Origin of the sequence: Streptomyces sp. NPDC055955 (assembly GCF_042270245.1) — a bacterium.
Classification (GTDB): Bacteria; Actinomycetota; Actinomycetes; order Streptomycetales; family Streptomycetaceae; genus Streptomyces.
This window is the reverse complement of record NZ_JBHJYS010000005.1, coordinates 45437-58911: the sequence shown is the minus strand read 5'-3', so window position 1 is coordinate 58911 and position 13475 is coordinate 45437. Positions and strand designations below refer to the sequence as shown.

At 71.9% G+C, this 13475-nt stretch carries 13 protein-coding genes; 9 read left to right on the top strand and 4 right to left on the bottom strand.

Annotated features, from left to right (window positions below):
• Positions 1-280: 280 nt before the first annotated feature.
• Positions 281-961 carry a GntR family transcriptional regulator gene (locus ACFC96_RS11340; protein WP_376253448.1) on the bottom strand — a complete coding sequence of 227 codons (681 nt, stop codon included), beginning with the start codon at positions 959-961 and terminating at the stop codon, positions 281-283.
• 139 nt (positions 962-1100) lie between these two features.
• Between ACFC96_RS11340 and ACFC96_RS11335 the strand changes: the two genes are divergently transcribed.
• The 5 genes from ACFC96_RS11335 (at position 1101) to ACFC96_RS11315 (ending at position 6062) form a co-directional block, all read left to right on the top strand.
• The gene (locus ACFC96_RS11335; protein WP_376611653.1) at positions 1101-2438 is read left to right on the top strand and encodes an MFS transporter; all 1338 of its coding nucleotides are present in this window, start codon (positions 1101-1103) and stop codon (positions 2436-2438) included.
• Entirely contained in the window at positions 2435-3589 is a 1155-nt protein-coding gene (locus tag ACFC96_RS11330) for a GAF domain-containing protein (RefSeq protein ID WP_376611651.1), read from the top strand. Before ACFC96_RS11335 ends, ACFC96_RS11330 begins: the two co-directional genes overlap by 4 nt.
• Positions 3590-3606: 17 nt before the next feature.
• Positions 3607-4509, top strand: a complete 903-nt coding sequence (locus ACFC96_RS11325; protein WP_376611650.1) for a polysaccharide deacetylase — start codon at positions 3607-3609, stop codon at positions 4507-4509.
• Between the two features lie 89 nt (positions 4510-4598).
• Entirely contained in the window at positions 4599-5288 is a 690-nt protein-coding gene (locus ACFC96_RS11320) for an alpha/beta fold hydrolase (RefSeq protein ID WP_376611648.1), read from the top strand.
• 129 nt (positions 5289-5417) lie between these two features.
• Positions 5418-6062, top strand: a complete 645-nt coding sequence (locus ACFC96_RS11315) for a GPP34 family phosphoprotein (RefSeq protein WP_376611646.1) — start codon at positions 5418-5420, stop codon at positions 6060-6062.
• Positions 6063-6499: 437 nt separating this feature from the next.
• Here ACFC96_RS11315 and ACFC96_RS11310 read toward each other — a convergent pair whose 3' ends face one another.
• Positions 6500-7573 (bottom strand): NAD(P)/FAD-dependent oxidoreductase, encoded by a 1074-nt coding sequence (locus tag ACFC96_RS11310; RefSeq protein WP_376611644.1) that lies wholly within the window; start codon positions 7571-7573, stop codon positions 6500-6502.
• A gap of 143 nt (positions 7574-7716) precedes the next feature.
• Between ACFC96_RS11310 and ACFC96_RS11305 the strand changes: the two genes are divergently transcribed.
• Entirely contained in the window at positions 7717-8310 is a 594-nt protein-coding gene (locus tag ACFC96_RS11305; protein WP_376611642.1) for a helix-turn-helix domain-containing protein, read from the top strand.
• Positions 8311-8314: 4 nt separating this feature from the next.
• Here the strand turns inward: ACFC96_RS11305 and ACFC96_RS11300 are convergent, their stop codons facing one another.
• A complete protein-coding gene (locus ACFC96_RS11300) occupies positions 8315-8848 on the bottom strand; it encodes a GNAT family N-acetyltransferase (protein WP_376611640.1) in 534 nt (177 codons plus the stop codon).
• Positions 8849-9035: 187 nt separating this feature from the next.
• Here ACFC96_RS11300 and ACFC96_RS11295 point away from each other — a divergent pair, with 187 nt between their 5' ends.
• Both ACFC96_RS11295 and hemC read left to right on the top strand, forming a co-directional pair.
• On the top strand, positions 9036-9791 hold the full coding sequence (locus tag ACFC96_RS11295; RefSeq protein ID WP_376611638.1) for a hypothetical protein: 756 nt from the start codon (positions 9036-9038) through the stop codon (positions 9789-9791).
• Positions 9792-9836: 45 nt separating this feature from the next.
• Complete coding sequence (gene hemC, locus ACFC96_RS11290; RefSeq protein ID WP_376253471.1) at positions 9837-10772, top strand: hydroxymethylbilane synthase; 936 nt, start codon at positions 9837-9839, stop codon at positions 10770-10772.
• Positions 10773-10892: 120 nt separating this feature from the next.
• Here the strand turns inward: hemC and ACFC96_RS11285 are convergent, their stop codons facing one another.
• Positions 10893-12044, bottom strand: coding sequence for a serine hydrolase domain-containing protein (locus ACFC96_RS11285; RefSeq protein WP_376611636.1), 1152 nt, complete (start codon positions 12042-12044; stop codon positions 10893-10895).
• 109 nt (positions 12045-12153) lie between these two features.
• Between ACFC96_RS11285 and ACFC96_RS11280 the strand changes: the two genes are divergently transcribed.
• A complete protein-coding gene (locus tag ACFC96_RS11280) occupies positions 12154-13344 on the top strand; it encodes an MFS transporter (protein WP_376611634.1) in 1191 nt (396 codons plus the stop codon).
• Positions 13345-13475 lie beyond the last annotated feature (131 nt).

The following is a 13475-nucleotide window of genomic DNA, read 5'->3' as shown; positions in this document are numbered from 1 at the left end:
GTCGTGCCGGGGGGGCGGGGTGGGGGGGGGGGGGGGCGGGGGCCGGGGGGGGGGGGCGGGGGGGGGGGGGGGCGGGGCGGGCGCCGGGGCCGGGGGGGGCGGTGCGCGCGGGGGTCGCGTGGCGGGGGGGGCCGGGGGAGGGCGGGGCGGGGCGGTCGGGGGGGGCTTGCGCCCCGCCGCGGCATCCCTCCCGAGGGGTGCGACCCCCAAGTCCTGTGCGCCAATCCGGGCTCGAGGAGATGCCGCGGCGGGCCGACCCGTGGCCGGCCGGCCACGCTGATCAGTAGGTGTCGGGGGCGTCGAACAGGAGGCGCAGCGCCACCTCCCTGTAGTGGCGCACATGCCGGAGCGCGCACGCGGCCGCCTCCTCGGGGTCGGCCGCGGCGATCGTCTCGTAGAGGCGTCGGTGCTCCTCCCACACCGACGTGGGGTCGTCGATCTGATGGAACAGCCAGCGCAGCCGGCCCTCCAGGGGTTCGAGGGTCGCGGCGAGGAGGTCGTTGCCCGCCATCTCGACGATGTGGTGGTGGAACGCCGTGTTGGCGCGCGACACACGCTCGGGGCGCCCGGCGAGAGTCGCCTTGCGGGCGCTCTCCAACAGGCGCTGCATCTGCCGGAGTTGAGCCTCGTCCGCGTTCTCCGCCGCGCGGCGCGCCGCGAGGACCTCCAGGGCCTCGCGCAGGTCGAAGAGGTTCGCCACGTCCTGGCGTGACAGTTCCTTGACGACGATGCGCCGCGGGGACAGGGCCTGGAGGAACCCCTCGCTCATCAGGATGCGGATGGCTTCGCGCACCGGGATGCGGGAGACGCCGAACTCCTCGGCCACGTCGCGCTCGACGAGGCGGTCGCCCGGCTTGAGCCTGCCGCCGATGATCTGGTCGCGGATCCCCTCGCAGACCTGGTCGCGCAACCACCCCGCTCCGGTCGGGGACGTGGCGTCCCGGGTCTGGCCCTGTGTCATGTGTCCTCCCCGAAAAGTTGCCCCTACGGTATACCAAACGCTTGACGGGGCCCTGGGGTTCCCTTCATTGTTTGGTATGCCATAGCGCGGAAGTTGCACGTCAGCACGTACCCGAAGTCTGCCGAATCGAGGGTCCGCCATGTCGCAGGTCAACCCCGTACACAGCACAGATGAAAGAACCGGGGCCGACGCGGGGCCCGCCCCCGCCGCCCGGCCCACACGCACCCGCTGGAAAGTCTTCGTCCTTCTGCTGGCCGTCGTGGCCCTCAACTACATCGACCGCGGATCCGTCTCCGTGGCGCTGCCCCTCATCACCGAGGACCTCCACCTCTCCAAGGAGGTCACCGGCTTCGTCCTCAGCGCGTTCTTCTGGACGTACGCCCTGATGCAGATCCCCAGCGGCTGGCTCATCGACCGCTTCGGGCCCCGCTACATGGCCGGCGGCGCCTGCATCGGCTGGGGCGTCGCGACAGGACTCACCGGCGCGGCCACCGGCGTCGGCTCCCTCCTCGGGTTCCGCCTGCTCCTCGGCGCGGTGGAGGCCCCGGTCATGCCCGCGGGCGGCAAACTCAACGCCAACTGGCTGCCCGCGAAGGAACGCGGCCGCGGCGCCGTGCTCATGGACGGCGGCGCACCGCTCGGCTCCGCACTCGGCGGCATCGCCATCTCCGGACTCATCGCCTGGACCGGCAGCTGGCGCATCAGCTTCGTCGTCGCCGGTGTCCTCACCGCGGCCATCGGCTTCTTCGCCCTGTGGTTCCTGCGCGACACCCCGCGCGCCCATCGACGTGTCAACGCCGCGGAGGCCGACTACATCGACCGCGCCCACGAAGCCGAGGACGCAGCCGCCGGCACCGACCGGCGCGCCCGTCTCGGCGCCTACCTCAAGCACCGCTCGTTCTGGGGCATGTGCCTGGGCTGGATGGGCTTCAACGGCGTCTTCTACGGCATCCTCACCTGGGGCCCGCTCTACCTCTCGGAGACCAAAGGCTTCGACATCAAGACCATCGGCTGGTCCACCCTCGCCATCTTCGGCGCGGGCTTCGTGGGCGAGCTGACCGGCGGCTGGATCTCCGACCGCTGGCAGGCCACCGGCGCCGGAGCCAACCGCGTCATGCGCACCCTGATGGGCATCGCCGGCGCCGCCGTCGTCGCCGGGCTCCTCGGTGTCGTCCTCGTCCCCGACGCCCTGACCGCCGTCGCGCTGCTCTCCGTCGTGCTCTTCTTCCTGCGCTGGGCCGGCCTCTACTGGTCCCTGCCCTCGATCCTCGGCGGCCGGGCCAACGCGGGCGTCGTCGGCGCCGCCATGAACCTCTCCGGCAACATCGCCGGAATCGTCACGCCCATCGCCGTCGGGTTCATCGTCGGCGGCACCGGCTCCTACACCTGGGCGCTGCTCTACTTCGTCGGCGCCGGAGTCCTGTTCACCGTCTCGTCCCTCGTCATCGACTACTCCAGGAGGCTCGCCACCCGATGACCAGTCACACACCGCCCCGCCTCGGGATGCTCACACCGTCGTCCAACACCGCCCTGGAGCCGGAGACCTACGCCCTCCTGCACGGCACGAACGCCGCGACCGCCCACTTCGCGCGCGTTCCGGTGACCCGGATCGCCCTGGACGGGGACAGCGACGCCCAGTTCGACCCCGGCCCGATGCTGGCCGCGGCACGGCAGCTCGCCGATGCCAAGGTCGACGTCATCGCGTGGAACGGCACCTCGGGTTCCTGGCTCGGCATCGAGCGCGACCGCGCACTCGCCGCCGCCGTCACCGCCGAGACCGGCATCCCCGCCACCACCTCCACGCTCGCCCTCCTCGACGCCTGCGCCGCGTACGGCGTCACCCGGCTCGGACTCGCGCTGCCCTACACCCGGGACGTGTGCGAGCGGATCGTCGACACGTACGCGAAGGAGGGGATCACCTGCTCCCTCGCGGAGCCGTTCGGCGAGGACGACAACGAGGCCTTCGCCCGGATCCCCGCCGCCGACGTCGCCCGCCAGATCGAGCGGGCCGCCGAGGACGACACGCACGCGGTGGCCGTCCTCTGCACGAACGTGCACGGCGCCCCGGCGGCCGAACGCCTCGAACAGGCCCTGCGCATACCGGTGTTGGACTCGGTCACCGTCACCCTCTGGAAGGCCCTCGACCTCGCGGGCGTCGCACCCCGCCTCACCGGCCACGGCGACCTGCTCCGCTCGGGCAGCCTGCGGGCCCTGATCCAGGACACCCTCACCGGCCTGCTCGCTGCGACCGGCGCCGACCGCACCACGTTCCGCGTCGACCTGCCCGAGCTCGGCCTGCACGTCGACCTCACCGCCGGAGAGGCGCTGCGCCCCGGCGTCCGCCCGATCCGCCGCGACGCCTCGCTCGACCAGCGCAACCTGAACACCGTCGTGTGGCTCGAACAGCACAGGCAGCCCCTGATCCAGCCCCACTTCCACGCCGACCCCCACCCGCCGCAGGCCCTCATCGACGTCTACGGGGTGCGGGCCCAGATGCTCGCGCCCGTGGAAACCGCCGGAGCCATGACCGGCTGGATCTCCGTCCACAGCACGGCCGAACGCGACTGGACGCCCACCGACACCGCCGCGCTCGACGACGCCGTCGCCCGTATCCGTACCGCCCTGTGAACTAGGAGCCGCCACCCATGAAGGACATCAAGATCGCCCTCGGAGTCGATGTCGACGCCGTCGCCGGCTGGCTCGGCAGTTACGGCGGCGAGGACTCCCCGAACGACATCCAGCGCGGTGTCTTCGCCGGCGAGATCGGCACCCCCCGCCTGCTCAAGCTGTTCGAACGCCACGGCATCCGCACGTCGTGGTTCATCCCCGGCCACTCGATCGAGACGTTCCCCGAGCAGACGCGCATGGTCGTCGAGGCGGGCCACGAGATCGGCGCGCACGGCTACAGCCACGAGAACCCCATCGCGATGTCTCCCCAGCAGGAGGAGGACGTCCTCGCGAAGTCCGTCGAGCTGATCGAGCAGTTCACCGGCCGCAGGCCCAAGGGCTACGTCGCCCCCTGGTGGGAGATGTCCGAGTCCACCGCCGCACTGCTCCACAAGTACGGCTTCTCCTACGACCACTCCCAGAACTACCGCGACTTCACCCCCTTCTACGCCCGCGTCGGCGACTCCTGGACGAAGATCGACTACGCCGGTGAGGCGAAGGACTGGATGAAGCCCCTCATCCACGGTCACGAGGTCGACCTCGTCGAGTTCTGCGGCAACTGGTACGTGGACGACCTCCCGCCCATGATGTTCAACAAGCACTCCCACAACAGCCACGGCTACGTGTCCCCGCGCGCGCTCGAACAGGACTGGAAGGACCAGTTCGACTGGGTGCACCGCGAGCTCGACTACGCGGTCGTCCCGGTGACCCTGCACCCGGACGTGTCGGGGCGCCCCCAGGTGCTGCTGATGCTGGAACGCTTCATCGACTACGTCTCGGCCCACGACGGAGTCTCCTTCTGCACCCTGGAGGACGCGGCCGACGACTTCCGCCGCCGCTTCCCGTTCGAGTCCGGAAAGAGGCCTGTCGACATGCGGTGAGTTCCGCGGGGACCGACAGTCGGAGAGAGGGCGGTCGTCACGGCGACGGTCACAGAGAAGACGGACGGTCCCATCGTGGAGGGTGCACCATGACCACGTACGTGTTGATCCCCGGAGCCGGCGGCTCGGCCTGGTACTGGCACGGGGTCAGTGACGAACTGAGCCGCCGGGGGCGGGACGTCGTCTCCGTGGACCTCCCCGGCAACGACGACCGGGCGGGCCTTCCGGAGTACGTGGACACGGTCGTCGACGCGGTCGGAGACCGCTCCGACCTGGTGGTCGTGGGGCAGTCCCTCGGCGGGTTCACCGCGCCGCTGGTCTGCCCGCGCCTGCCCGTGTCGCTCCTCGTACTGGTCAACGGGATGATCCCGAGGCCCGGCGAGACACCGGGGGAGTGGTGGGCCAACACCGGCCAGGAGGCGGCCCGCCGCGCGAACGACGCGCGCGAGGGCCGTGACCCCGACGGGGAGACCGACCTGGAGACGTACTTCCTGCACGACCTGTCGCAGGCTCAGATCGACGCGTCGGCGAAGCACGACCAGGACGAGTCCGAGGCGGTCTTCGCCACACCGTTCACCCTCGACGTGTGGCCGGCGGTGGAGACGCGGGTGGTGGTCGGCCGCGATGACCGCTTCTTCCCCGCCGACTTCCAGCGCCGGGTGGCGGAGGACCGGCTCGGCATCATTCCGGACGAGGTACCGGGCGGACATCTGGCGGCGCTGAGTCACCCGACGGAGCTCGCGGACCGGCTGGAGGCCTACGTCAAGGAGAGCGCCTGACATCCGCCGGTGATCCGGGCGTGACTCACCCGTCAGGACCAACGCCCGGACCGCTCGTCCGTCGTGTCCGGCGGCGTTCCACCCGCCGGGCGGGTCACTCCCGCGCATGAGCGTCGTAGCGTCGATGTCATGACGCAGACCCTGTACGGCCGGATCTACCTCATGGCCTACGACACCCCCGCCCACGACCTCTACGACCGTACGAGGACCGGATTCCTGCTGCGGGCCGCCGTCCTGGCCGAGCTGGCGATCCGGGGGAACCTCGTCTCCTCCCACGGCGATGTGTCCGTCGCGAAGCCCGGACCGACCGGGGATCCGGTCCTCGACCTGACGCTCGGACATGTCGCGCGTGACCGGCGCGGTTGGAAGTCCTGGCTGAGGCACGACCGCAAGGAGACGTTGCTCGCGGTCGAGGACCGGCTCGTCGCCCAGGGGGTGCTCGCCGTCGAGGAGAAGAGCTCCTTCGGCCGGTCACGGCGCGCGGTGACGGTGCGGGACCCGTCCGCCGTCACCTCGCTCCAGGCCACGGCGGCGGGGCTCCTGCACGGCACCGAGCCCGCCCCGCTGATCGCGCCCGCCGACGCCGCGCTGGTGGCCCTGGCCGCCGCCGGCGGCATCCGGTCGGTCGTCTCCCGCGCGGACGCCCGCGCCCGCAAGGCACGCATCGAGGAACTGACGGGACGCCTCGACGCCGTGGCCCCCGGCCTGGGCAAGGCGGTCGGCGGCCTCGGCATGACGATGGTGGCCGCGCAGGGCGGGCTGGGCGGCGGCTGACCCGACACGCCGTGCGGCCCATGGGGCGGAGCCCGTCGGGCGTCCTGAGACCGCGACGGCCGGTTGATCGCCGCCCGCCACCCACGTCCGGCCCGGCATCGGCCTCGACGACATGATCGAGGCCGCATGCCAGAGGCTGCGCGAGGGGCGCCGCCACCGGTATGCCCGCCGGGATCGTTGGGCCGCCGTCGAGGCCGGGTTCATGGACGACGGGACGCGCGCCGCACTGCGCCGGGGGCGGTTCGAGGTGTGCGGCCCGAGGAGGCCTTCCCAGGATCGAGGCCGCCTGCCAGGGCTGTGCGAGGGCGCGCCGCCACCGGGATGCCCGGCGGGATCGTTGGGCCGCCGTCGAGGCGGGGTTCGTGGACGACGGGACGCGCGCCGCACTGCGCCGGGAGGGCGGCTCAAGGTGTGCGGCCCGAGGAAGCCTCCCCGCGTCACAGGCCGTGACGCCGGGTGCCGAGAACCCGCTCGGACACCCGGCGTTCGGCCTCCGGGGAGAAGTCGGACAGGCCGGCGGCATCTGACACGTCGGAGAAGTCGGCGCGCCGTGCCTCGACGGCGGCCCGGGTCTCCTGAGCCATCAGGTCCGCGTTGAGGGCCGCGGCCGCACGCAGTCCCGCGGCGGCCGAGCCGATGACCTGCTCGGTCAGCTCGGTGACGTTGCCCGCCGCCCACACACCCGGTACCTCGGTCTGACCGGTGGGGCCGACGGGGATGCGGGTGCCGATCACCATGCCGTTCATCTCCTGCTCCGAAGTTTCGAGCCCCAAGGAGCCGAGGAAGCCGGCGCGCGCGGTGAACCGGGGCGCGACCACCAGCGCCTGGACCGGCACGAGCGTCCCGCGCTGCAGGCGTGCCCCGGCCAGCCGACCGTTCTCGAGCTCCAGCGCGCCCACCGTGCCGTCGACCACGCTGATGCCGCGGGCGGCGAGCTGCTCGTACTCCTCGTCACTCGGCTCGGGCGCCGTGTGCAGGAAGAGGGTGACGCTCTCGGTCCACTGCCGCCACATCAGGGCCTGGTGCACCGCGGCCGGTCCCGTCCCGAGGACGCCGACCGCTCGGTCGCGGACCTCCCAGCCGTGGCAGTACGGGCAGTGCAGGACGTCCGAGCCCCACAGCGCGGCAAGGCCGGGCACCTCCGGCAGCTCGTCCACGAGGCCCGTCGTGACCAGGAGGCGGGAGGCCCACACCGCGCCGCCGTCGTCGAGCACGACCCGGAATCCGTCGCCGTCGCGCACGGCCGTGGCGACGCGCCCCGTCACGATCTCCCCGCCGTACCGGCGCACCTCCTCGCGGCCGGTGGCCAGCAGCTCGCCGGAAGGTGTGCCCTCGCGGCCCAGGTAGTTGTGCACGCCGTCGGCCGGGGTGTTGCGCGGCTCCCCCGCGTCGATCACGAGGACGGAGCGGCGCGCCCGCCCCAGGGCCAGGGCCCCGCTCAGTCCGGCGGCTCCACCGCCGATCACCACGACGTCGTACGTCTGCTCGTCCTGCGAAGGCCGAACGCTCATCGTGGGCTCCGTCCGCTGCCTCGTCCGCCGGCTGGTCTGCTCGCTCTGGTGACTACTCATGGGATCTCCTCCATTCGTCACCGAGACTGCGCCGACTCCCGTCCGATTGACAAAGTTCTTTGCCGTAGGAGCAAAATCGGAGCATGAGCGACGACGAGTTCACCCCGGTCCTGGCCGGCGTGGGGCCGCGGCTGCGGGCCCTGCGGCGCGAGCGCGGCACGACCCTGGCCCAGCTGAGCGAGGAGACCGGTATCTCGCTGAGCACCCTCTCGCGCCTGGAGTCAGGGCAGCGCAAGCCCACGCTGGAACTGCTGCTGCCACTGGCGAAGGCCCACCACGTGGCGCTCGACGAGCTGGTCGGCGCCCCCGACACGGGCGACCCCCGGATCCACCCGCGCCCCATCACCCGCCACGGCCACACCTTCATCCCGCTGACCCGGCACCTCGGCGGCCTGCACGCCTACAAACAGATCATGCCGGTGCGCGAACTCGGCGAGGGCGTACGGCCCGAACAGAAGACGCACGAGGGCTACGAGTGGCTCTACGTGCTCACCGGCCGCCTGCATCTGGCCCTCGGCGAGCACGACCTCGTCCTGACGGCCGGCGAGGCCGCCGAATTCGACACGCGCACCCCGCACGGCTTCGCCAACGCCGGTACGTACCCCGTGGAGTTCCTCTCCCTGTTCGGCCCCCAGGGCGAACGGCTCCATGTGCGGGCACGGCCCAGCGAGGGATGAGTCCCTACGCGGGCTTCGCGTCGTCGGCGCCGAACCGGGCGTAGTACACCAACGCCGGCCGCAGACCGCGGCGTTCGTAGAGGCGCTGGGCCCCGGTGTTCGCGGCCAGTGTGCCGATGAGCAGGTCGGTGATGCCCATGCGGTCCAGTTCGGCGTCGACCAGGTCGAGCAGGCGCGTGCCGATGCCGTGGCCGCGCTCGGCCGGGAGGACGGACAGCGTCTGGAGATCGGCGATGCGGTCACCGCTCACCCAGGTGTCGTCGGGGCCTTCCTCGATCTGCACGAAGGCGTAGCCGACGGGCTGTCCGTCGCGCTCGGCGAGCAGGACGAACGAGCCCTCGTCGAGGATCCAGCGCCGGTAACAGTCGCGGCGCAGCTCCCAGGAGCTTTCGTCGGGGAAGTAGGTGAACCCGGGCTGCACGGACTGGTGATGGGCGTGCAGCGCGAGCCACAGGGGCGCGAGACGGTCGATGAACTCGGCTCCTCCCTTGCGGACCGTGATGTCGCCGTCGGTGTGCCGGACCTGGCTCGTGTCCACGGACTTCTCGCCTTTCGTGTGCCGGTGCGGGGTGTGCGGGCCGCCCTGTCGATGTGAGCGGTTACTACCCGTCAAATCGCCGCCGCCATAGTAAAAGACAGAAACATTCCGAGCCCTCTTGCGAGTGGATAGCAAACGCTTACATGCTGTCGCGCAGCCCGCACACCACCGAGTCCGAGGAGAGACGATGAAGCCGCTACGTCTGGCCACAGCCGCCGGAGCCGCCGTACTGCTCACGTTGGGTGCGGCGGGCGAGAGTTGGGCCTCGACGCCCACCGTCCGCTGGACGACGGGCGCACCGACACCCGTCACCGAGCTGACCCTGCCGATGTCGTTCGAGTCGGCGCCCGACGCGTCCGGCATCTACTTCGCGTACTACACCACCCTGGAGAGCGGGACCCGGCCGTACGCGGGCTTCCAGCCCAAGCCGGCCGTCGACGGAAAGCCCACGCTCCAGGCCATCTTCAGCTCCTTCAACGCCAACGCCACCACCACGGACAGCCACTGCACGTACGGCGCCGACGGAGGCGCGGGCGTCAGCTGCGCCGTCCAATTCCCCTACACGAAAGGCACGATGTACGCCGTCCAGCTCTCGCGGGTGAGCGACGACGGCACGACGCAACTGATGAACGGCGAGGTCGTCAACACCGAGACCGGCGCCGATGTCGCGCACATCGGCAGTTTCAGGCTCCCGGTGGCGTCCGGCCGCTTCAAGCCCTCCGACCAGGGGTTCATCGAGCCGTATCTGACGGCGGGCTGCTCGCAACAGGTCACCGTCACCTACGGCAAGCCCGTAGGGACGGAAGGGGGCAACACCTACACGGGAAGCCTCCCGACCGTCACCGACCCCGCGTCCGGCAGCTGCCTGAGCAGCACGTCGACCGACACACCGGCCGGGCGCCAGGTCACGGTCACGGGTGACAAGTTCACGCCCACCGGCTGAACACGTCACGCGGGCGGGGCGGACGTGACCCCCTATCCTGGGGCCATGTCCGCCCCTGAACTGATCCGCATCGTCTCCCGCGACTCGCCCATGGCGCTGGCCCAGGTCGAGCGCGTACGTGCCGAACTGGCCGCCCTGCACCCGGAGATCCGCACGACGGTCGTCCCCGTCAAGACGACCGGCGACAAGTGGATGGGCGACCTGTCCCTCGTCGAGGGGAAGGGGGCGTTCACCAAGGAGGTCGACGCCGCGCTGCTCGCCGGTGAGGCCGATCTCGCGGTGCACTGCGTCAAGGACGTCCCCGCCGACCGCCCCCTGCCCGCCGGAACGGTGTTCGCCGCCTTCCTCAAGCGGGACGACATCCGGGACGCCCTCATCCACCCGGACGGCCTCACGCTCGACCGACTCCCCGCCGGCACGCGGATCGGCACCTCGTCCGTGCGCCGCATCGCGCAGCTCGCCGCCGCGTACCCGCACCTCGAGTGCGTCCCGATGCGCGGCAACGCGAACCGGCGCCTGGAGAAGCTCGCGGCCGGCGACGCCGACGCGCTCCTCCTCGCCGCCGCCGGCCTCGAACGCATCGGCCGTACGGATGTGATCACGGAGGTCCTCTCGGCCGAGGTCATGTGCCCGCCGATCGGCGCCGGGATCCTGGCCCTTCAGTGCCGTGAGGGCGACACCGATCTGATCGACACGATCTCGGGGCTCGGTGACCCCGACGCGCACCGTGAGGCCAGTGCGGAACGCATGTTCCTCCACGTACTCCAGGGGCACTGCAACAGTCCCATCGCAGGGTTCGCCAGGGCGGAGCGCAGCGGTGACCTGTCGCTGCGGGCCTGCGTGTTCACCCCCGACGGGAAGACCGTGCTCAACGCGCACGAGTGGGCCGGCCCTCTCGACCCCGCCACCCTCGGCACCTCGGTCGCCGTGGCCCTGTTGCGCCAGGGAGCGCGCGAGCTGATCGACTCGATCGCGCACTGAAGGTCCGCCCCGTCACCGCGAGGCGAGCCACTCGCCGTACCGGGCGAGGGTGCGGCCCGGGGGCTCGCCGAGCGGTGCGTGACGCGTGTCGGGGTCGTCTCGCGTGCGGGCGCCTGACGGTCAGGCGGTCTCGGCCGCCGCGTACCGCCAGAAGTCGCGCATCAGCGCGGGCGGGGTCGGACCGGTCATTTCCACCTGCGTGAGCAGGACGGCGACCGCGCCCGTGGACGGGACGAGGTGCGCCGCGGTCCCGGTGCCGCCGACCCAGCCGTAGCGGCCCACGACGTTCCACGCATCGTTGGGCGCCACGTCGACCGAGCCGCCGAAGCCCCAGCCCTGCCCCTCGGTGAACAGGCCGCTGGCTTCACGCTGGGCGGCCGTCAGATGATCCGTCGTCATCTGCCGCACCGCCTCGGACGACAGGAGCCGCCTGCCGCCCGCGACGCCCTGTGCGAGCAGCATCCGGGCGAAGGCGTGCCAGTCGTCGACGGTCGAGACGAGCCCGCCCGCGCCGGACGGGAACGCGGGCAGACTGCTCCACTGCCCGTCGGGCGCGTCCGCCCGTTCGAGGCCGCCTTCCGGGCGGGGGCGATAGGACGTGGTGAACCGGTCGAGCTTGCCGGGCGGTACCGCGAATCCGGTGTCGGTCATACCGAGCGGATCGAAGAGGCGCTCCGCCAGGAAGTCCGGCAGCGTGCTCCCCGTCACCCGGGAGATCAGCACCCCCTGGATGTCGGAGCACGTGTTGTACAGCCACGCCTCACCGGGCTGGTCGAGCAACGGGACACGGGCGAGACGCACCATCCACTCGTCGGGCGGCGGGACGAGCTGGGGGGAGAGGCCGTGCTTCTGGAGACCGAACAGCGACTGGACCGCCGGCAGCGAGAAGTCGGACGGAAAGCCCCATCCCGCTCGGAACGTCAGCAGATCGGCCACCGTGATCGGCCGGGCCGCCGGGACCACGTCGTCGACGGGAGCGTCCGGCGTGCGGACCACGACCGGTTTCGCGATCTCGGGAAGCCACCGGTCGACCGGGTCGTCCAGCGCGATCCGTCCCTCGTCGACCAGCATCATCACCGCGGCGGCCGTGATGGGCTTGGTGATCGAGGCGATCCGGAAGATCGAGTCCCGGGCCATCGGGGAGCCGCCACCGAGGGCGGCCGAGCCGGCGGTCTCCACCTCCACCCGGTCACCCCGGGCCACCAGCGCCACCGCCCCCGGCAGCGAACCGTCACGGACGTGCGGCGCGAAAATGTCCTGCAAGCTGGTCATCGATCCACCTTCTCGAGTGGGGTGTCGAAGGGGAGACTCCCCGTGCGGCGCGAAATCATCGGCCGGGGGCGGCGCCGACGCACCCGAACGACGACGGGGAGGAGGCCGGATGACCCAAGAGGCGGCAGCGATGAGGCCCTGGCGCTTCGTGGTCTGGTTCGGCGTGGTCAGCCTCCTCGCCGACTTCGTCTACGAGGGCGCCCGCTCGGTGACCGGCCCGCTCCTCGCCTCGCTCGGCGCATCCGCGGCCGTCGTCGGCGCGGTGACGGGAGCGGGCGAGGCGGCGGCCCTCCTGCTGCGCCTCGGCTCGGGACCGCTGGCCGACCGCAGCGGCCGGTTCTGGGGGTGGGCGATCGCCGGCTACGCGCTGACCGTCGCCAGCGTCCCGCCGCTCGGCCTGACCGGAGTGCTGTGGGCGGCCTGCGCGCTCGTCATCGCCGAGCGGGTCGGCAAGGCGGTGCGTTCACCCGCCAAGGACACACTGCTCTCGCACGCGGCCGCGGCCACCGGTCTCGGCAAGGGGTTCGCGGTGCACGAGGCGCTGGACCAGGTCGGCGCGTTGCTCGGCCCGCTGACGGTGGCGGGGATGCTGGCTCTGACGGGCGACGACTACGGACCCACGCTCGCGGTCCTCGCGGCGCCCGGCGTCGCCGTACTCGCCCTGCTCGTATGGCTGCGGCGCCAGGTCCCCGAACCGGCGGCCTACGAACGCGCGGTCGCGCCCAGGAGCGAGCAGCCGCACCCCGGCGCCCGACTGCCGCGCGACTTCTGGGTGTACGCGTCCTTCACCGCCGCGACGATGACGGGCTTCGCCACCTTCGGTGTGCTCTCCTTCCACCTCGTCGCCCGCGGGCTCGTCCCGACCGCCGCCGTGCCCCTGCTCTACGCGGCAGCCATGGCCGTCGACGCGCTGGCCGCGCTGGCGACCGGGTGGGTGTACGACCGGGTCGGGCCCCGTGTGCTGATCGTTCTGCCGGTCCTCTCGGCGGCCGTCCCCGCGCTCGCGTTCACCGACTCCCTCACGCCGGTCGTGCTCGGCGCGCTGGTGTGGGGTGCGGCGACCGGTGTGCAGGAGTCCACCCTGCGCGCCGTCGTGGCCGATCTCGTCGCGCCGGGCCGCAGGGCGACGGCCTACGGCGTCTTCGCCGCGGTCGTGGGTGTGGCCGCGTTCGCCGGAGGGGCGTTGACGGGGGCGCTCTACGACGTCTCGATCCCGGTACTGATCTCCGTGGTGGCCGCGATCCAGGCCGCGGCCGTACTCCTGCTGGCCGTCACCGGTCTCAGGGTCCGCCACACGTGACGGTCCGCTCAACGCGCCTGTGACGTGGGACAGTTGAGCCTGAACGCCGGGCGTGGCCCCTCGATCCGCGACGCGCGAGGTCCCGATTCGGCCGCACGTCTCGGCGGGCGGAGGGAGTTGCGCATAGGCTT